The following is a 17,543-nucleotide window of genomic DNA, read 5'->3' as shown; positions in this document are numbered from 1 at the left end:
CATATAACCAAAATGGATAATTTATAAAAAATGAAAGCAACATGGATTTGTATTGCTTTAGCAGTGGCCGTCAGTAGCCCTCTTGCGTATGCATTTTGTGAGAGTAAGTCGAGTAAGTCTGTCGTTATTAAAGCGACGGAGGAAGAGTCTTTTTGCTCGCTTATCACCAACCCTTCAGTTATATCGGCAACCAAGTTGTGACGCTTGGCGGTCTCATCGAGCCTGAACCCCCGACCAATTCCTTACAAGACTCCTACTGGGATCAGTGGCTGTTGAACCAAGAGTCTGAACCCGTGTTGACTGGAAACATCGACAATAGCTTTGTCGGGGTTGGCCTTTGGGCGCCTGAAGAAATCGCTCGTCGTAAAGATGAAATGTCGATGCAAGAGTGGTTGATGGCGCAAGGACTGCACTTTGGTGTTGGGTTTGGCGAGAAAGGTAAAGAGCCAAGATTGCGTCTTGATTATCGTTGGCACCAGGATTACCAGGGTGACATGATGATGCAAGTTGAAGTGCCATTTTAGAGCGTATTAGAAACTTTCAATCATTGAATAGATTTGAGCAGAATAAACACAAAGCGAGCCTAGGCTCGCTTTGTTGCATATTGGGAAAAAAGTCACCCGAAAGGGTGTCACCTAGAGTTCAGTACCCAGTAAGTTTTGGGTAAGTAGCTGGAACTGTGCTTGATTACCAGCAAACAGCTGCTTACAAATTGCCTCTGGCTTTTTACCAGACAGTTTAAGCTTGCGAGCTTCACGAACAAGCAGTACTAAGGCCAGTTCACCAGAAACAGAATTTGAACCCGGAGTCCAGCGCGAGATGTTTTCGCTGGTACTATCTAGAGTGAGTGCAGGTGACATCGCAGCAACCTCATGACGTAGGACTTGCAGCATATCGTTTTTAATCTCGTCACTCGATGCGCGGATGAGTCTATCTAGAATCGCGCTCGTTAGTGGCGTAGCTTTGACATGGCCTGCTTGACCAGGGAACTTATCGCGCAGTCGTACAGAAAACTTCACGGTACTTAGCTTGGTATGCGGTAGTATCGTCAAGCTTGTTAGGCAGTCAAACGGCAGCCAAAAGAGTTCGCCAGCTTGGTATAGATATTCATTCTTACCCAGCCTGACTATCACTTGACCTTCCTCGACACGAATTAGCTGGTTATGCAGCGTTTTTTTACGTGCGGTGATAGTGACAAAGTCGTAACTGTTTGATTGAAAGTCGATTGCGTGATTCATGATGGTCTTAAACTGTGGATCTGCGCGTAGGTTACCCCTTGATGGGGGAATGCCAACTAAAGATCACACTTTTATGTGGTTGATAGTGAACAAGATGGTAAAACTGTGGTCTGACCTTAACAAAAATAGACGTAATAGGGCTGCGGTCTTTAGTCACAGGGCGTAGAATATGGCAGCTTTTAATTTGATGTAACAAACATGACAACACAGACAGATCCTTATATTGATATTCGTCCTTACAATGATGACGAGATCCCAGCCGCAATTGATCGATTGATCAACGACGCTGAATTTATTGATGCTATTTTGCAGCACCGTTTTTCTAATCATGCGCCTTGGTTTAAAGCGCTGATGAGCCCATTGGTCAAAGTGTACCTAAAATTCAAGTGGGCGAAGCTTGATAGCGTAGAAGCTATTCAGCTAGAAGTGAAAAAGTACCTAGAGCAAACGCTAGACGCGACAACGCAAGGTGTGACTTATCAAGGTCTTGATAAGCTAGATAAAAACACCTCTTACCTATTTGTATCTAACCACCGTGATATCGCGATGGATCCGGCTCTGGTTAACTACGGATTACACCAAAATAACCATAGAACCGTTCGCATTGCTATTGGTGATAACTTACTTAAAAAGCCGTGTGCGACTGAACTCATGCGCCTTAACAAGAGCTTTATCGTTAAGCGCTCGCTTAAAGGCCCACGTGAGATGATGAGAGCCTTGGGCACATTGTCTTCGTACATTAAGCACTCGCTGGATACTGGTAACTCAATCTGGATTGCTCAGAAAGAAGGTCGTGCAAAAGATGGCAACGACTTCACTGATCCGGCGATTCTAAAGATGTTCCATGTTGAAGGCCGCAAGCAAAAAGTGGCGTTTGCAGAGTACATTCGCTCGCTGAAAATCGTACCTGTATCGGTGTCTTACGAGAATGACCCGTGTGACATTGCTAAGGCAAAAGAGCTGTACGAAAAAGCGACGCATGGCAACTATCAAAAAGGTGAGTTCGAAGATATCGAAAGCATCGTGCAAGGCATTGTTGGTCGCAAAGACCGCGTAAACGTCGTGTTTGGTGATGTGATTGACCAAGACTTCGAAACACCAGAAGCTTTGGCGCAAGAGATCGACCGCCAAATCCATGCAAACTACACCTTGTTCCCAATTAACAAGTTGGCTGCTGGTTTGGAAGATGACACCATTACTGAAGCTACGCGCACAACGCTAAAAGAGAAGCTTGATGTGCTGCCAGAAGGTGCACACCAATACTTGTTAGATAGCTATGCCAACCCGGTTAAGAACATTTTGCTAGATAAGGCAGAGATGCCTGAAGCCGCAGAAGCGTAAAGACGTTTCTAAGACTATCTAGAACAAGAAAACACCACCTTTGGAGCTATCCAATGGTGGTGTTTTTTTTGTGCGCAAAGTCATGCCACACCAAGCAGAGCGGTAAGATTAGCTATCGCTTGGTTTGTCTTTTTGTACTGCTTTAGCAATGTCGGATACCGCCTCTGCTAAGTTGATGGGCAGCGGGAACACAATAGTAGAGGTCTTGTCATTGGTTATTTCAGTGAGTGTTTGCATGTACCTAAGTTGTAGAGCGTTCGGCGCTTGATTCAGGATCTCAGCGGCCTCTTTCAATTTATTCGACGCCTCGAGCTCACCAGTTGCATGAATGATCTTCGCTCGGCGGTTACGTTCGGCTTCTGCCTGTCTTGCTAATGCCCTAACCATGCTTTCGTTTAGATCGACGTGTTTCACTTCAACGGTCGCGATTTTGATGCCCCAATCATCGGTTTGCTGATCGAGTATGGCTTGTAGATCTTTGTTAAGACGTTCTCTTTCTGACAACAGTTCATCCAGTTCATGCTGACCTAACACAGAGCGTAGGGTTGTTTGTGATAGTTGGCTGGTGGCATCGTTATAGCTCTCGATATTGTTGATGGCCATTTGTGGGTCAACGACGCGGAAGTAGACAACAGCATTCACGCGGACTGACACGTTGTCTCGGGTGATCAAGTCTTGAGTCGGCACGTCCAGAACCACGGTTCTTAAATCGACACGCACCATTTGCTGAATAAAGGGAATCAAGATAATCAGACCAGGCCCTTTAACCTCTTGAAATCGACCAAGAAAGAACACGACACCACGCTCATATTCGCGCAGCACTTTGAAAATTTGTGTCGCCAAAGCAATCAATAAAACGCCAATGACTCCAAATGTGTAACTTAACATACGCGCCTCCTAATTTTCTGGACGTTTATGGGACGTGATTTTGAGTTTTAGCCCTTGGATATCGACGACGGTAACTTTGTCGCCGCGCTGAGGGCTAGAGTTGTCGTCGGATGTTGCGCTCCAAAGTGCACCATTTAATTGAACTCGCCCGCGCCCATCGACAAAGTCATCGCTGACGACTGCGACCTTACCTGGAAAGGTTTCTGTACCCGTAGTGATGTGTTTACGACGAATGCGAAGCAGCAAACCCACGACCAGCAGAATGAGCGCTAATGAAAATAGCCAATGCCGAAAATGAGGGGTAGTGCCACCTGAAAATTGGGCAGTTCACTATCCATAAGAAAAATCGAGCCGAGCACGAAGCAACGAGTCCGCCAAGGCCTAGGATGCCGAAGCTTGGGCTGAATGCTTCCGCGACCATGAGTGCGATGCCAAGCAATAAAAGTGCAAGACCTGCGTAATTCACAGGCATCATTTGCAGTGCGTACATGGCAAGTAATAGGCAAATACCCCCAAGTACACCAGGAAGTCCAATTCCAGGGTTATAAAACTCAAGAAGAAGGCCATAAATGCCTATCAGCATTAAGATATAGGCGACATTGGGATTGGTGATAACGGCCAACATCTCTGCGCGCCAATCAGGTTTGCGTTCAACAAAAATGGGGCTTACGAGTGACGGCGTCACTTGCTGGTTGGCAACAGTGATGGCTTTCCCATTGATGGCGTCGACCAGCTCTTCAGGGGAGTTGACCAAGTAATCAATGACATTGAGCTCTAACGCGTCTGTGGCATCGAGACTGGCCGCTTCGGTTACCGCTTTTTGAGCCCACTCAGCATTTCGGTTATGTAGCCTAGCAAGGCCTTTGATATAGGCTTTCGCATCATTAATGACCTTTTTCTCTGATGCGGTTTTAGCGGGCACTTGCTGCGAGTTGTTATCGTCGTTAACGGGCTCTTTATCATCAGCTTTGCCTGCCGGAGAGGTTGGCGACTTACCTCCGCCCAAAGCAACTGGCGTAGCGGCACCAAGGTTTGTACCTTCAGCCATCGCAGCAATATGGCTGGCGAGCAAAATATAGGTGCCAGCACTGGCAGCACGTGATCCTGCAGGTCCAACCCAAGTCGCGATAGGGATATTGGAAGCCGTAATGGCGTGGACAATATCTCGCATGGCGTTGTCTAAACCGCCTGGCGTGTCCATTTTCAGGATAATAAGGCTTACACCTTGGGTATGAGCCAGTTCGATTTCACGTGATAGATAGTCACTGTTTGCAGGTCCAATCGCGCCGTTGACAGGTAAAATCCAAACGGTATTTGCTAGCGCCTGACTCGTAAATAGAGTCAATGTGAGAAGTAGTAGCCACAAACGTTTCATACTATCCTCCTATTCAAGGACTTGATGCGCTTGTTGTCCTTAAAGTATAGGCGAATTCCCTCTGATAATGGCTACAACACCATAGTCCGTCTAGACTCAAGCATGATGTGAATAGAATCCATTGAAATTAGCAAACTTCATGACAGGAGCGGCTATGATCTACCCAGAACCACTGCCTCACGGCGAATTGCATCACATCATCGACGACATCTATATGGTGACAGGCTCGGTGGAGATGAAAGCGCCTCATCCTAAGTTTGGTCCGTTCAAAATGACGTTTAGTCGCAATATGATGGTGATTAAACAAGGTAGTGAGCTGATTTTAGTGAACTCTGTGCGACTGAACGAAAAAGGTATCGCGCAACTCGATGAACTCGGCGATGTTACTCATGTGGTGCGTCTCGCTGCATTCCATGGTTTTGATGACCCATTTTACAAAGAGACGTTTAAAGCCACGCTTTGGTCTGTAGAGGCTCCGTATGTGCGCGGCTTCACTAAGTCTTCTAAAGCAGAATATTACCGAGCAGACCGAATATTAAAGCCTGGAAGTGAACTTCCGATTAAAGGGGCTTCTTATCATGAGTTTGCGACCAGTCATCCTAAAGAAGGCCTGATATTGCTCGAGCGAGAGGGCGGCATATTGCTGGCGGGAGACAGCATGCAGAACTGGCCCAAGCCTGATAAGTACTTTAACTGGTTTGCCAAAATCATGATGAAGCGAATGGGTTTCATAGCGCCGAGCAACTTTGGCCCAGGTTGGCTAGAGCTAGCGAAACCTGAAAAAGACGAGTTGATGGAGAAGGCAAGGCTTGATTACAGCGTGCTATTACCTGCACACGGTAACCCTATTATGGCGAATGCGCAGCAAGGATTTATTAGAGCCGCTGAGCAAGCTATTCTTAGAAAATGTATGGGGATAAATAAAACTAATCCGAAACCAACATAAAATCTCGTAACTAACTTACTGAAAATATTTGACCTTGCTCACAAAGTGGGTAGAATTCGTGCTGTCTTTTGAAATGTTATTACACAAGGGTGAGAACAATGAACTCAGCACTTCTATCAACATTGGACACTGAAAAATCAAACAAAGTAGAGAGCGCATCTAAGTCGTCAACGTCTACTGCGGCTGAAATTGCAACTATCGTTGCAATGTACCTTGCTACTTCAGCTGTGATTTTGTTACTAAGCCTAACTTGGGTGTTGTAACCAGCTTTTCAAGGATTTGAATGGAGCGATACTCGCTATAGCAGCACATGTGAGTATCGCCTAAACCGCTTTAAACTTTCCTACGGCTCTACCACCACATACTTGCCATTTCCGATGGACAAGAACCAGTTTCCTCTCGAAACAAAGTACTGTTGGCCACGTTTATTGACTGCTGTTGCCCCTTCGGGAAGCTGTCTGATGACTTTACCCGGTCGATAGCGACGCTTTGGTGGTTTTTCGACAAACACATATTTCTCTTTTCTCTGCTCGTAATAATGTCCATCGATGAGCGCGTACGTGACTCCTGCGATAGCTAATAAAATGGCATCTTTAGGTAGGCGATGCTTTGGATAGTGATGAACGACATGCACCTCTTTCTTTTTATGTTTGTGTTTATGCTCTTTCCAAGGCTTGTCGATAAATTTGTGCCAAGGGTCTGCAAAAGCAGGGCTATTGCCAAGAACGGTGCAGATAACGAGTGCAGAAAACAAAGATTTGTAAGTCATAAATGGCTCAATTGGAAACTTTGAGCTATTGTTTCGTGTCGCGGATGTTTGTGGGTTAGCACTTTGTCATGAACGAGTCGTGATTTGATGGGCGCTAAATGGTCGGTCTTGAAATTATTCGCTGGGTGAATCACTCAACTTGCCGCCTGTGAGCGCATCGCTACTTTGGTAAAACTCAAACAAGGCGTTGATATCAGGACTGCAAACGATGTCCATAGCTTGTTTCAACGTTTCTAAAGGCCAATCCCACCATTTCATTTGCGAAAGCTTCTGGATTTCTTGCTCGGTAAAGCGCTTTTTAATGACGGTATTGTGACCGACCACCACGGTGTAAGGCGCGACGTCTTTGGTGATCACTGAACGTGCACCAATAATCGCGCCGTCGCCAATGGTTACCCCTGGCATTATCATCGCTTCAGAACCAATCCAGACATCATTGCCAATCACAGTGTTTCCAGAGGGCAAAAAGCCATCTTGAACTTTGTCACCAAAGGTCTCACTCGAAAAAGGAAACGTCGATATCCAGTCCATTCGGTGGCCTTGGTTGCCAGCCATCATGAAGGTTGCTCCTGATGCAATAGAGCAAAATTTACCAATGTAGAGCTTATCGATATTTGAATAGAGACCGCTTTCCCATACTTCTCGAGTCGGTGGATCGCCAAGCAAATAGCGCACGGCACACTCTTCGAAGTTTTTTCCGTGATAAAAACCTGAATAGTAGGAGTGATCGCCGACCTGAATGTTAGGGTTAGTGATCGTATCTTTTATGACTTGGCCTTGAAGCAATTGGGAAAAGGATTCATGTTGTCGTTTCTTTTTGGTAGTGACTCACAAAAACTAGCATGAGAACCGTGCAAGCCCAAATCTAATCTTGTTTATCGGTTTTTAGGCCACTAGTTTACTAGCAAATGGTCTAGAAGAATATGTAGGGAAAGGGAAGTTTATGAAAGGATTTCGTATTAGAACCATGACGTTAGATGAAGTTTCCACCGCGGTTGAGTGGGCAGCACAAGAAGGATGGAACCCTGGGCTAAACGACGCACAGCACTATCACATGGCGGATCCTAATGGTTTTTTGGTTGGTGAACTCGATGGAGAGCCCATTGGTTGTATCTCGGTAGTAAAGTACGACGCGAACTTTGGTTTTTTGGGTTTCTACATCGTCAAACCTGAGTACCGTGGAAAAGGTTATGGCATCCAAATATGGAATCAAGGCATGGCGTATTTGGATGGCTGTAATGTCGCTTTGGATGGCGTTGTAGACCAACAAGAAAACTACCAACGATCCGGATTTGTGTTGTCTCATCGAAATGTTCGCTATGAGGGGCGCAGTGCCCAGCGTGCCTTTGATAGCAAAGCGATAGTGAAAGCAACCAGTGTCGACTTTTATCAGGTTGAAGATTATCTAAATGGTTTCTTCCCAGTGGCGAGAAGGGAGTTTAACCATGCTTGGTTTAGTCAAATGCACGGTACGTCTCTGGTCTATGTGAAAGAGGGTAAGGTGCTTGGTGCAGGGGTTATTAGGGATTGCCATACTGGCTACAAAATCGCGCCACTGTTTGCAGATAGTGAGCATATTGCCAATGAGTTGTATGCAGCGTTAGTCTCTAGCGTAGACGCTGGGAAACCGGTTTTTTTAGATGTGCCAGAAGTAAACGAGCCTGCCGTTACCCTGGCAAGCTCGCACGATATGACGACTTGTTTCGAAACCGCGCGAATGTACACTAAACAGGCACCGGCACTTTCCTTGGATAGAACCTACGGCGTGACGTCATTTGAAATTGGCTAGCCACGTCGGCTTAACATTGCGCTCGGCTAGGCTGCCGAGCGTTCTGTGTTTTCTGTTAAATTGTTCACCCATTTATCACTGTAGACTCGCCATGCCGCTGGCAGCACTTTGATAATTTCTTCTGATGTCATCAAGAGCAGTACCGTCGTAAAAGGTAATTCAAATACGATGGCACCCATAGCGGTCACAGGAACGGCCCACATCCATTGGCAAACAAAGTCCATGTTCATGCAAAATTTACTGTCCCCACCACTTCTCAGCACGCCAATGATTAGGGTGATGTTGATGGTGCGCAACATGATACTCAGCGCCACAATAGGGAAGCTCATAATCATGAGCTGTGTCACGTCATCAGATAGTGCGCCATAGAGAGATAAAATGGCGCTTTGTGCTACCAATAATACTCCACCAAGTAGGGCACCCAATACTATGGACGATTTGAGTGCCCATCTGGAATATTGTGTGCTGTGCTTAAACTGATTCGCGCCTAAGCTGTTGCCAATCATGATCCCAGTGGCAGTGGATAGACCGTGACCAAAGGCAAGGCCAATGGATTCAAGCGGAGTGATGACTGCTATCGTCGCGAGCTCAGCCTGCCCTATGCGGCCGAGGAGAATATTGAATGTGAAAAGTCCAGCGCACCAAATTACCGTACCAACCATGATTGGGTAAGTAACAGTGAAAAACTTACTGACCATGCGGCGTTCACAAGCCTCAACCACATTTTGCCAACGCAGAGCCAACACAGGAAAGTAGCGATAAATGATAACCAGCACCACGAGTAAGCGTATTGAACGTGCGATGACGCTGCCAATTCCAGCGCCGATGAGTCCCATAGCGGGCATACCTAAGTGGCCAAAGATCAGAATGTAATTGAAAGTGATATTAAGGGCTGTTTCTAGTATTGATACGTACAGGTTAATGCGAGTTTGGCCTATCGAGCGTAGCGCTGTGTCGGCAGCGATACCAAACCCAGATAGACACACGGCAATACCAAGCAATTGCACGTAGTCACTGGCGAGTGCCAATACGGTCTCACTTGGGTTAAATAAGCTAGGTAGTAATGTTGGAGTGAAAACGCACACCGCGAAACAGAAAAACGCGAGACCTTGAGTGACGCCTGTCCCCAGTGCAAGATAGCGTTTCAGGCCTTGTTCATCGTTCGCGCCCCAGTATTGGGCTAACAAGATCCCATACCGGAGCCCAATCCCCATACCAAGACGATGGAAACCCAAAATATTCGAGCGCCAATGCCCGCCGCCGCGACTTTTTCTGTGCCCAATTGACTGATCATTAAACTGTCGACAAAACCTAAACTGCTCATCAATAAGCTTTGAAGTGCAATTGGAATCCCAAGAATTAGGGCGTTTTTAATAAAGTAGCGATACGACGGTGGTTCCATAGCGTTCTCCCTGGTTGTTTGTTTTTCACGCTACTGACTTTGATCACGATATGCAACGAATTACTCTTTTTGTAGTGAGAGTTACCTCGCAAAACGCGGTGTGTCTTGCGCTCGTGAGAATGCCAAGTTATTAACTTGACTGCATTAAATTGGTGCTTATGCGAGCGATTTCTCTAATCTGGTGAAATATGGACTGTAATTGCACCAAGATGCAGCGCACCAAATTGAACTAACAGCATCCATGTTGTGCGCCAAAAATAAAACTAGAATATTTTCATAACGTTATGTCGCTATTAAACAATGTTGTCCAAATTGGCACTCTTCTTGAAGTAATAATTTTGAATAACTATTCATTACAAGGAGATATCCAACATGAACATGACGTTCAAATTAAAGCTTGCAGCGATGGGCGCGTCACTGGCTTTTGCATCTGGCATGGCGATGGCTGAAGAGGAAACGATCAAAGTCGGCGTTCTACACTCACTGTCAGGTACGATGGCAATCAGTGAAACGACGCTGAAAGACACCATTTTGATGTTGGTGGAAGAGCAAAACAAGAAAGGCGGCCTATTGGGCAAAAAGCTTGAAGCGTTGTGGTAGACCCAGCATCAAACTGGCCTCTCTTTGCCGAGAAAGCACGTGAGCTGATTGAGAAAGAGAAGGTTGACGTGGTATTCGGTGGTTGGACGTCGGTATCTCGAAAATCGATGCTTCCTGTGTTTGAAGAGTTAAACAGTATTCTTTTCTACCCAGTGCAGTATGAGGGTGAAGAGTCATCTAAAAACGTTTTTTACACAGGTGCTGCGCCAAACCAACAAGCCGTTCCTGCGGTTGACTACTTGATGAATGAGCTTGAGGTTAAGCGCTGGGTTCTGGCGGGGACAGATTATGTTTATCCACGTACAACGAATAAAATCTTAGAGTCTTACCTGAAGTCAAAAGGGGTGAGCGAATCAGACATCATGATTAGCTATACGCCATTTGGTCATTCTGATTGGCAGTCGATTGTTTCTGACATCAAGAAGTTTGGCTCAGAAGGTAAGAAAACCGCCGTGGTGTCGACCATCAATGGTGACGCAAACGTACCGTTTTACAAAGAGCTAGGCGCGCAAGGCGTCTCATCTGAAGACATCCCGGTGGTGGCATTCTCAGTTGGTGAAGAAGAGCTCTCGGGGATGGATACGTCCGCGTTGGTGGGTCACTTAGCGGCATGGAACTACTTCATGAGTGTGGATACCGATGCCAATGAAGAATTCGTTGAAACCTGGCAGAAGTTTATTGCTAGCGAAAAACGTGTGACGAACGATCCGATGGAAGCGCACTACATTGGCTTCAATATGTGGACACAAGCGGTGACCAATGCTGGCACGACAGATGCTGAAGAAGTACAAGATGCACTGATCGGTGTGTCTGTACCCAACCTATCCGGTGGCTACTCAACCATGCTACCAAACCACCACATCACGAAGCCGGTTCTGATTGGCGAAATCCAAGACGACGGTCAGTTTGACGTTGTTTGGGAGACCACAGGTCTAGTCGCGGGTGATGCTTGGTCTAACTACCTACCTGAATCAGCCAAGCTTTACTCAAGCTGGGCGAAGCCATTCTCATGTGGCGCATTCAACGTAGAGACAGGCAAGTGTTCAGGTAGCGCACAATAAATCCTCGTCATTCGGTGCCTCTCCCGTTCCTTCCTTAAAGGCTGAGGCGCCTTTTTATTTCTGCCGGAGTTCACGTCAGGCTCTGGCAGCCAAAAGGACGCATTTCATGAAAACCATAATTCAGATATTGAAAGTCGTGGTGTTCTTTGTTTTGAGTACGCACTTCGCGTTGGCTAGCGTAAGTGACAGGGAGACGTTTGCCCAAGCACTCATAGGAAAAAACAACCCTCTAAAAGAGTCAGCGATGACTTGGATTGTTGAGAATGAATCTTCAACAGTCGCAAAATCGGTATTAACCGCTTGGCTTGAAGGTGACCTCTATTATGTCAAAGACAAAAAGAGTGAGCAGTTTCAGGCTTTGTACATTTCAGACGACATCAAAAAGTCTCCCACCGCGAAAAGCGCTTGGGATGATACGACGCTTGCCATCGAGTCCTCTCGTCAGTTTAAGAAAGTTCGAGTAAACAACAAACTACGCGGCATGATTCGCCTAGAAATCGCATCGCTTGGTTTGTCGAATTCTGAACCTTCAATTCGTCTAAGCGCGGTAACCGCCTTTTTGGGTAAGACGGATGATGCCGTTATGGCGAAACTGCAGCAAAGAAAAGAGATTGAGCAAGATGCCGATGTGCTCAACATTCTTAACTTAGCGCTGGCGATTGACCAATCGCTAACAGGGGACACGAGCGTAGACAAAATCACCGCGATCGAGACCCTTTCTGGTTACAAGCAATCTGTCGTTTTACAGACCTTAAACCAAGTTATCGACAATGAAAAAGATGAGCGAGTCGTTGCTGCTGCCGAGCGAGCGCTTGACAGCTATCAGCAGAGTCAGAAATTTTACTCGGGTGTCGAAACTGTCTTCTTTGGTTTGAGTCTAGGTTCAGTACTCGTTCTAGCTGCATCGGCCTTGCCATTACCTTTGGCGTGATGGGCGTTATCAACATGGCTCACGGCGAGCTTATTATGATTGGCGCGTACACCACTTATGTGATGCAGCAGCTTATGCCAAACAATATCGGTATGGCGCTTATCCTATCAATTCCGATGGCGTTTATTGTCTCTGGTTTGGTTGGCATAGCGATAGAGCGAAGTGTCATTCGTCACCTCTATGGTCGTCCTCTAGAAACCTTATTAGCAACATTTGGTATCAGCTTGATCTTGCAGCAGGCGGTTCGCTCTATTTTCTCTCCTCTTAACCGTTCTGTGAGCACGCCAGATTGGATGTCAGGTGCTTTGAATATCAACCCAATGCTGTCACTGACCTATAACCGCTTATACATCATTTTATTCTGCATCATGGTGTTTGTTGGCTTGGTCATGGTGTTAAAGAAAACACCACTCGGTCTTCAGGTTCGCGCTGTGTCTCAAAACAGAGCGATGGCAAGAGCAATGGGTATTCGCTCAGAGCGAGTCGATGCTATGACGTTTGGACTCGGTTCGGGGTCGCGGGTGTGGCCGGTGTGGCGTTATCTCAATTGACCAATGTGGGGCCTAACATGGGACAAGCTTACATTATCGACTCCTTTATGGTGGTTGTGTTTGGTGGTGTCGGGAACCTATGGGGAACCTTAGTTGCTGGACTAAGTCTAGGTCTATTCAACAAGATCCTTGAGCCATGGGCTGGCGCCGTTCTTGCCAAGATTTTGGTGCTCGTGTTCATCATTTTGTTTATTCAAAAACGCCCTCGTGGACTCTTCCCACAGCGCGGTCGTGCGGCAGAAGGTTAAGGAAAACGTATGCAATCAACAATTCAATCTTCTGGCCATCCGGCAGGTGCTGGATCTCAGTCGTTTGTCCTCGCGGCAATGCGTGGTGATAAAGGAGGACAGCTCACAATCCTAGCGATCTTAGCCGCTGTTATCTTGATTCCGCTAGCGAACACACTATTGCCATCGGGTCATCCGCTTCACGTTGAGACATTTACTATTTCACTGATGGGTAAGTATCTGAGCTATGCCATGCTTGCCTTGGCGGTCGATCTGGTTTGGGGTTATCTCGGGATCCTCAGTTTAGGGCATGGTGCGTTTTTTGCGCTTGGTGGCTATGCCATGGGTATGTACCTGATGCGTCAAATTGGGGATAGGGGAGTGTATGGCAACCCGATTCTGCCTGACTTTATGGTGTTCCTAAATTGGCAAGAGCTTCCTTGGTTTTGGCACGGCTTTGACCAGTTTTGGTTCGCTTGTCTGATGGTTGTGCTTGTGCCTGGTGCATTAGCCTATGTGTTCGGCTATCTGGCGTTTCGCTCCCGTGTTTCTGGTGTTTATCTCTCCATTATGACTCAGGCTCTGACCTATGCTTTGATGCTGGCGTTTTTCCGCAATGAAATGGGTTTTGGCGGCAATAATGGCCTGACCGATTTCAAAGACATTCTTGCTATAGCCTGCAGCAAGATTCCACCAAAATTGCTCTATTTGTGGTGACGGGGATTGCACTCATCATTAGCTACATTGTTTGTCGAACCGTTATCAGTAGTCGTCTTGGTCGAGTATCTATGGCAATCCGTGATACGGAATCAAGAACGCGCTTCATGGGTTATGACGTCGATGGCATCAAACTATGGATATTCGTCTTATCAGCAGTCATCGCTGGTATCGCGGGTGCGCTTTATGTGCCTCAAGTTGGCATTATCAACCCAGGTGAGTTTGCTCCGCTTAACTCCATTGAAATCGTCGTGTGGGTGGCGCTTGGCGGTCGAGCCACTTTGTTTGGGGCGATTGTCGGTGCGCTGGTTATCAACTACGCCAAGAGCTGGTTTACGGTTGAGTTTCCTGAAGTATGGCTATTTGCCTCGGTGGACTGTTTGTATTGTCGACCATGTATTTCCCGAAGGGTTTGATTGGTTTTATTTCAGACAAAATAGCTCTAATGAAGAAGCGATCTACACCTACTCAGGCGTCTGAAAAGGAGGTAACAGCATGACGACATTACACAGAGCCCAGCAGCTAAAAAGCTCGGTACAGGAAATTACCAAGCGTGATGAGGTGTTCTCATTTCTAAAGCCTGACCAACATCCTCTTGTCGACACTCGCCATAATATTCTTTTGTATGTAGAAGGCGTGAATAAGAGTTTTGATGGTTTTAAAGCCATCAATGACTTGAACCTCTATATCAAGGAGGGGAGCTGCGCTGCATCATCGGACCTAATGGCGCAGGCAAAACCACCATGATGGACATCATTACTGGCAAAACCAAACCCGACACGGGTGAGGTTTGGCTCGGATCAAACATTAATTTGCTCAAGATGAATGAATCTGAAATTGCCAACGCAGGGGTGGGGCGTAAGTTTCAAAAGCGACTGTGATTGAATGTCTAACCGTTTGGCAGAACTTAGAGCTTGCCATGTCGGGCGTTCGTGGTGTGTGGGGAACTTACACCGCGTCTTTGTCTGGCGAGCAGCAAGACAAGTTGGAATCGGTACTTGAGCTTATCCACTTAAAAGACAATGCCGCTTTAAATGCAGGGAATCTTTCTCATGGACAAAAGCAGTGGCTAGAGATCGGCATGCTACTGATGCAAAACCCCAAGTTGCTACTGGTCGATGAGCCGGTGGCAGGGATGACGCACCAAGAAATGGACAGAACCTCAGAGCTGCTGAACTCGCTCGCGGGTAAACATTCTGTGGTGGTGGTTGAGCACGACATGGACTTTGTTCGTTCCATCGCAAGCCATGTGACCGTGTTACATCAAGGTCATGTGCTGGCCGAAGGAACCATGGATCAGGTTCAGTCGCATCCGGAAGTTAAACAGGTTTATCTAGGGGAATAGCATGCTACAGATTCAATCACTCAATCAGTTTTATGGTGAAAGCCACACCTTGTGGGATCTTGATATGTCGATCCCTGAAGGTAAATGTACCGTGCTCATGGGACGTAATGGTGTCGGTAAAACCACGTTACTTCAGTGCATCATGGGTTTGGTCAAAGTTAACAGCGGCGACATTCAGCTCCATGGTGAGTCCTTGTTGAAGCACGATGCTGAGTCTCGTCCACGAATGGGCATCGGCTATGTGCCTCAAGGTAGACAGATTTTTCCAATGCTAACGGTGCAAGAGAATCTAGAAGTGGGTCTTCCGATTCGAGCTAAGGGCGATCGTAAGATCCCAGAGTTCATTTTCGATCTGTTCCCTGTCCTAAAAGAGATGCTTCATCGCCGAGGAGGCGATCTATCGGGAGGTCAGCAGCAGCAACTGGCTATTGGTCGTGCTCTGGTGGTCAATCCGAAGCTGTTGATCCTCGATGAGCCAACCGAAGGCATTCAGCCAAACATTGTCCAGGAAATCGGTGACATCATCCGAATGCTCAATGAGAAGTTGGGTCTGACGGTGTTGTTGGTGGAGCAGAAGCTCCCATTTGCGAGAAAAGTGGGTGATCAATTCTGCATTCTCGACCGAGGTCGCCAAGTCGCTGAAGGGGAAATGTCGGCACTGAATGATGGACTCATTAAGGAGTATTTGACGGTATGACGGCAACTGCACAAACACATGTTGAGCCGCATCTAGGCCTTGGACAGGTTATTGATGCACAAACCGAGTTTGGCTGGAAAGCGACACTCGATCTTGGTTTTGTTAACCGAGGCGATAAAACGGTGCTTAAGCACCGTTCACAGAAAGGGCCGCTCGCGATTCAGCGGCCGCTCTATCCCGAAGGGAATCCGTGTCATACCTATTTACTCCATCCTCCGGGTGGCGTCGTTGGCGGTGATACATTACAGATCAAGGCGATAGCAGAGCGCGGAGCGCAGGTACTCATAACGACGCCTGGTGCCACCAAGTTCTATCGCTCAGAAACTAAATACGCCAAACAGCGTCAGATCCTTAAGGTTGAAAAGGGATCTCGCCTTGAGTGGTTACCTCAAGAAAACATCTTTTTCCCAGATGCGCATGTGCGTATGGATACCGAGGTGCATTTAGAAACCGGTGCACAATTTTTGGGCTGGGAGATGCACTGTTTTGGTCGCCCTGCACTAAGTGAGGGATTTAGCTCTGGTCATTTGGTAGGAAAAACAGAGATTTACCTTGATGGAAAGCGACTGTTGACAGAAGGCTTGAATGTTAGAGGTGAAGATAACCTTCTGAAAAACAAAGGGCTTCTCGACTATCAAATGATGGGGACTTTGTATATTTCAATTGATGACGAAGATTTTAGCCAGTTGGTACAGAGCTTGCTCTCTAACATGCAGCAAGACAACAAAAAAGGTGCAGTGGTTATCGCTGCGAGCCAGTTAGAAAATTTGCTTGTAATTCGTGCGTTAGGTAACTGGAGCGAAGTGATCTTAGATTGCTTCCAACAGGTTTGGCAGGCGGCGAGAGAGCATTGGACGGGCGAATGTCCTTATCCACCTAGGATTTGGGCAACCTGAACCAACAAATAGAATCGACAATAAGGCTTATCAATGGAATTGACCCCAAGAGAGAAGGACAAACTTCTGATCTTTTGCGCAGGCATGCTCGCTAAACAGCGCAAAGACAAAGGCTTAAAACTCAATTACCCAGAATCCGTTGCTTTGATCTCTAGCGCCATTTTAGAGGGCGCTAGAGAAGGCAAGACCGTTTCGGAACTCATGGATTTTGGCCGCACATTACTTACCACCGAAGATGTCATGGAGGGCGTACCCTCAATGATTCCCGATGTTCAAGTTGAAGCCACCTTTCCAGACGGCACCAAATTGGTGACTGTCCATGAACCTATTGTCTAAGACTTTCTTTTAAAAACTGGTGTTTAACAAACTCGTTTAACGGAATTAGGAGGTGACATGGCAGGTTCATCAAAGCAATACACAGGCTTCGTGCCAGGCAGGTTGAAACCGCCAAAGGCGACATTGAGCTCAATGTCGGCAGAGAAACGGTGTCTGTGAAGGTCGAAAATCTCGGTGATCGCCCAGTGCAAATTGGATCGCATTACCACTTCTTCGAAGTCAATAACGCCTTAAGCTTTGACCGAGAACTCACTCGCGGATTTCGTCTCAACATACCTGCAGGTACTGCCACACGTTTCGAGCCAGGGCAGTCTCGCACGGTTGAGTTGGTGGCATTTGCAGGTAAACGCGAAGTCTACGGTTTCCAAGGCAAAGTAATGGGAACGCTTTAACGTCTGGTACTGACGTTAGGCAAGCATTGCGCTAGTTAATGT

At 46.8% G+C, this 17,543-nt stretch carries 13 protein-coding genes and 7 pseudogenes; 13 read left to right on the top strand and 7 right to left on the bottom strand.

All coding sequences use genetic code 11. From position 1 onward, the window contains the following. The first annotated feature begins 152 nt into the window (after window positions 1-152). Window positions 153-524, top strand: coding sequence for a hypothetical protein (locus tag TZ48_RS11765; protein ID WP_112479280.1), 372 nt, complete (start codon window positions 153-155; stop codon window positions 522-524). Window positions 525-635: 111 nt separating this feature from the next. Here TZ48_RS11765 and TZ48_RS11760 read toward each other — a convergent pair whose 3' ends face one another. Next, complete coding sequence (locus TZ48_RS11760) at window positions 636-1,238, bottom strand: AraC family ligand binding domain-containing protein (protein WP_112479279.1); 603 nt, start codon at window positions 1,236-1,238, stop codon at window positions 636-638. A gap of 198 nt (window positions 1,239-1,436) precedes the next feature. Between TZ48_RS11760 and TZ48_RS11755 the strand changes: the two genes are divergently transcribed. Next, window positions 1,437-2,579 (top strand): 1-acyl-sn-glycerol-3-phosphate acyltransferase, encoded by a 1,143-nt coding sequence (locus TZ48_RS11755; protein ID WP_112479278.1) that lies wholly within the window; start codon window positions 1,437-1,439, stop codon window positions 2,577-2,579. 108 nt (window positions 2,580-2,687) lie between these two features. Here the strand turns inward: TZ48_RS11755 and TZ48_RS11750 are convergent, their stop codons facing one another. From TZ48_RS11750 to TZ48_RS11745, 3 genes and pseudogenes are all read right to left on the bottom strand, one after another. Then, window positions 2,688-3,467 carry a slipin family protein gene (locus TZ48_RS11750; RefSeq protein ID WP_112479277.1) on the bottom strand — a complete coding sequence of 260 codons (780 nt, stop codon included), beginning with the start codon at window positions 3,465-3,467 and terminating at the stop codon, window positions 2,688-2,690. A 9-nt stretch (window positions 3,468-3,476) separates the two neighbouring features. Further along, window positions 3,477-3,713: an NfeD family protein gene (locus TZ48_RS26615; protein WP_476723315.1), complete on the bottom strand. Its 237-nt coding sequence runs from the start codon at window positions 3,711-3,713 to the stop codon at window positions 3,477-3,479. An 82-nt stretch (window positions 3,714-3,795) separates the two neighbouring features. Further along, window positions 3,796-4,842: pseudogene (locus TZ48_RS11745) on the bottom strand (NfeD family protein); the annotation flags it as partial. Between the two features lie 154 nt (window positions 4,843-4,996). On the opposite strand from TZ48_RS11745, the gene TZ48_RS11740 reads away from it, so the two are divergent. After that, a complete protein-coding gene (locus tag TZ48_RS11740; protein WP_112479276.1) occupies window positions 4,997-5,788 on the top strand; it encodes a hypothetical protein in 792 nt (263 codons plus the stop codon). A 98-nt stretch (window positions 5,789-5,886) separates the two neighbouring features. Then, entirely contained in the window at window positions 5,887-6,051 is a 165-nt protein-coding gene (locus TZ48_RS24385; RefSeq protein WP_156110033.1) for a hypothetical protein, read from the top strand. Between the two features lie 80 nt (window positions 6,052-6,131). Here TZ48_RS24385 and TZ48_RS11735 read toward each other — a convergent pair whose 3' ends face one another. Both TZ48_RS11735 and TZ48_RS11730 read right to left on the bottom strand, forming a co-directional pair. After that, window positions 6,132-6,557: a DUF6515 family protein gene (locus TZ48_RS11735; RefSeq protein WP_112479275.1), complete on the bottom strand. Its 426-nt coding sequence runs from the start codon at window positions 6,555-6,557 to the stop codon at window positions 6,132-6,134. A gap of 114 nt (window positions 6,558-6,671) precedes the next feature. Then, entirely contained in the window at window positions 6,672-7,343 is a 672-nt protein-coding gene (locus TZ48_RS11730; protein ID WP_112479274.1) for a CatB-related O-acetyltransferase, read from the bottom strand. 157 nt (window positions 7,344-7,500) lie between these two features. On the opposite strand from TZ48_RS11730, the gene TZ48_RS11725 reads away from it, so the two are divergent. Beyond that, window positions 7,501-8,346 carry a GNAT family N-acetyltransferase gene (locus TZ48_RS11725; RefSeq protein ID WP_239670810.1) on the top strand — a complete coding sequence of 282 codons (846 nt, stop codon included), beginning with the start codon at window positions 7,501-7,503 and terminating at the stop codon, window positions 8,344-8,346. A 26-nt stretch (window positions 8,347-8,372) separates the two neighbouring features. Here the strand turns inward: TZ48_RS11725 and TZ48_RS11720 are convergent. Then, a pseudogene (locus TZ48_RS11720) lies at window positions 8,373-9,640 on the bottom strand (MATE family efflux transporter). A gap of 480 nt (window positions 9,641-10,120) precedes the next feature. Here TZ48_RS11720 and urtA point away from each other — a divergent pair. The 8 genes and pseudogenes from urtA (at window position 10,121) to TZ48_RS11680 (ending at window position 17,501) form a co-directional block, all read left to right on the top strand. After that, window positions 10,121-11,409, top strand: a pseudogene (urtA, locus tag TZ48_RS11715) (urea ABC transporter substrate-binding protein). A gap of 106 nt (window positions 11,410-11,515) precedes the next feature. Beyond that, window positions 11,516-13,139 (top strand): annotated as a pseudogene (gene urtB, locus TZ48_RS11710) (urea ABC transporter permease subunit UrtB). A 9-nt stretch (window positions 13,140-13,148) separates the two neighbouring features. Beyond that, a pseudogene (gene urtC, locus TZ48_RS11705) lies at window positions 13,149-14,334 on the top strand (urea ABC transporter permease subunit UrtC). Continuing rightward, window positions 14,331-15,180, top strand: a pseudogene (urtD, locus tag TZ48_RS11700) (urea ABC transporter ATP-binding protein UrtD). The pseudogenes urtC and urtD overlap by 4 nt, the downstream one beginning before the upstream one ends. Before the next feature lies 1 nt (window position 15,181). Further along, window positions 15,182-15,877, top strand: a complete 696-nt coding sequence (gene urtE / locus TZ48_RS11695) for an urea ABC transporter ATP-binding subunit UrtE (protein ID WP_112479273.1) — start codon at window positions 15,182-15,184, stop codon at window positions 15,875-15,877. After that, window positions 15,874-16,773, top strand: a complete 900-nt coding sequence (locus TZ48_RS11690) for an urease accessory protein UreD (protein WP_112479272.1) — start codon at window positions 15,874-15,876, stop codon at window positions 16,771-16,773. Before urtE ends, TZ48_RS11690 begins: the two co-directional genes overlap by 4 nt. A gap of 33 nt (window positions 16,774-16,806) precedes the next feature. Continuing rightward, a complete protein-coding gene (gene ureA / locus TZ48_RS11685) occupies window positions 16,807-17,109 on the top strand; it encodes an urease subunit gamma (protein ID WP_042495301.1) in 303 nt (100 codons plus the stop codon). Between the two features lie 57 nt (window positions 17,110-17,166). Next, window positions 17,167-17,501 (top strand): annotated as a pseudogene (locus TZ48_RS11680) (urease subunit beta). Window positions 17,502-17,543 lie beyond the last annotated feature (42 nt).

It is taken from the genome of Vibrio variabilis, from assembly GCF_003263785.1.
Taxonomy (GTDB): Bacteria; Pseudomonadota; Gammaproteobacteria; order Enterobacterales; family Vibrionaceae; genus Vibrio; species Vibrio variabilis.
This window is presented reverse-complemented; position numbering and strand designations above follow the sequence as displayed.

Excerpts from the sequence above, each read along its gene's own strand:
- TZ48_RS11760 (WP_112479279.1), bottom strand. The coding sequence starts at position 1,238 with ATGAATCACGCAATCGACTTTCAATCAAACAGTTACGACTTTGTCACT.
- TZ48_RS11755 (WP_112479278.1), top strand. The coding sequence starts at position 1,437 with ATGACAACACAGACAGATCCTTATATTGATATTCGTCCTTACAATGAT.
- TZ48_RS11750 (WP_112479277.1), bottom strand. The coding sequence starts at position 3,467 with ATGTTAAGTTACACATTTGGAGTCATTGGCGTTTTATTGATTGCTTTG.
- TZ48_RS11740 (WP_112479276.1), top strand. The coding sequence starts at position 4,997 with ATGATCTACCCAGAACCACTGCCTCACGGCGAATTGCATCACATCATC.
- TZ48_RS24385 (WP_156110033.1), top strand. The coding sequence starts at position 5,887 with ATGAACTCAGCACTTCTATCAACATTGGACACTGAAAAATCAAACAAA.
- TZ48_RS11735 (WP_112479275.1), bottom strand. The coding sequence starts at position 6,557 with ATGACTTACAAATCTTTGTTTTCTGCACTCGTTATCTGCACCGTTCTT.
- TZ48_RS11725 (WP_239670810.1), top strand. The coding sequence starts at position 7,501 with ATGAAAGGATTTCGTATTAGAACCATGACGTTAGATGAAGTTTCCACC.
- urtE (WP_112479273.1), top strand. The coding sequence starts at position 15,182 with ATGCTACAGATTCAATCACTCAATCAGTTTTATGGTGAAAGCCACACC.
- TZ48_RS11690 (WP_112479272.1), top strand. The coding sequence starts at position 15,874 with ATGACGGCAACTGCACAAACACATGTTGAGCCGCATCTAGGCCTTGGA.
- ureA (WP_042495301.1), top strand. The coding sequence starts at position 16,807 with ATGGAATTGACCCCAAGAGAGAAGGACAAACTTCTGATCTTTTGCGCA.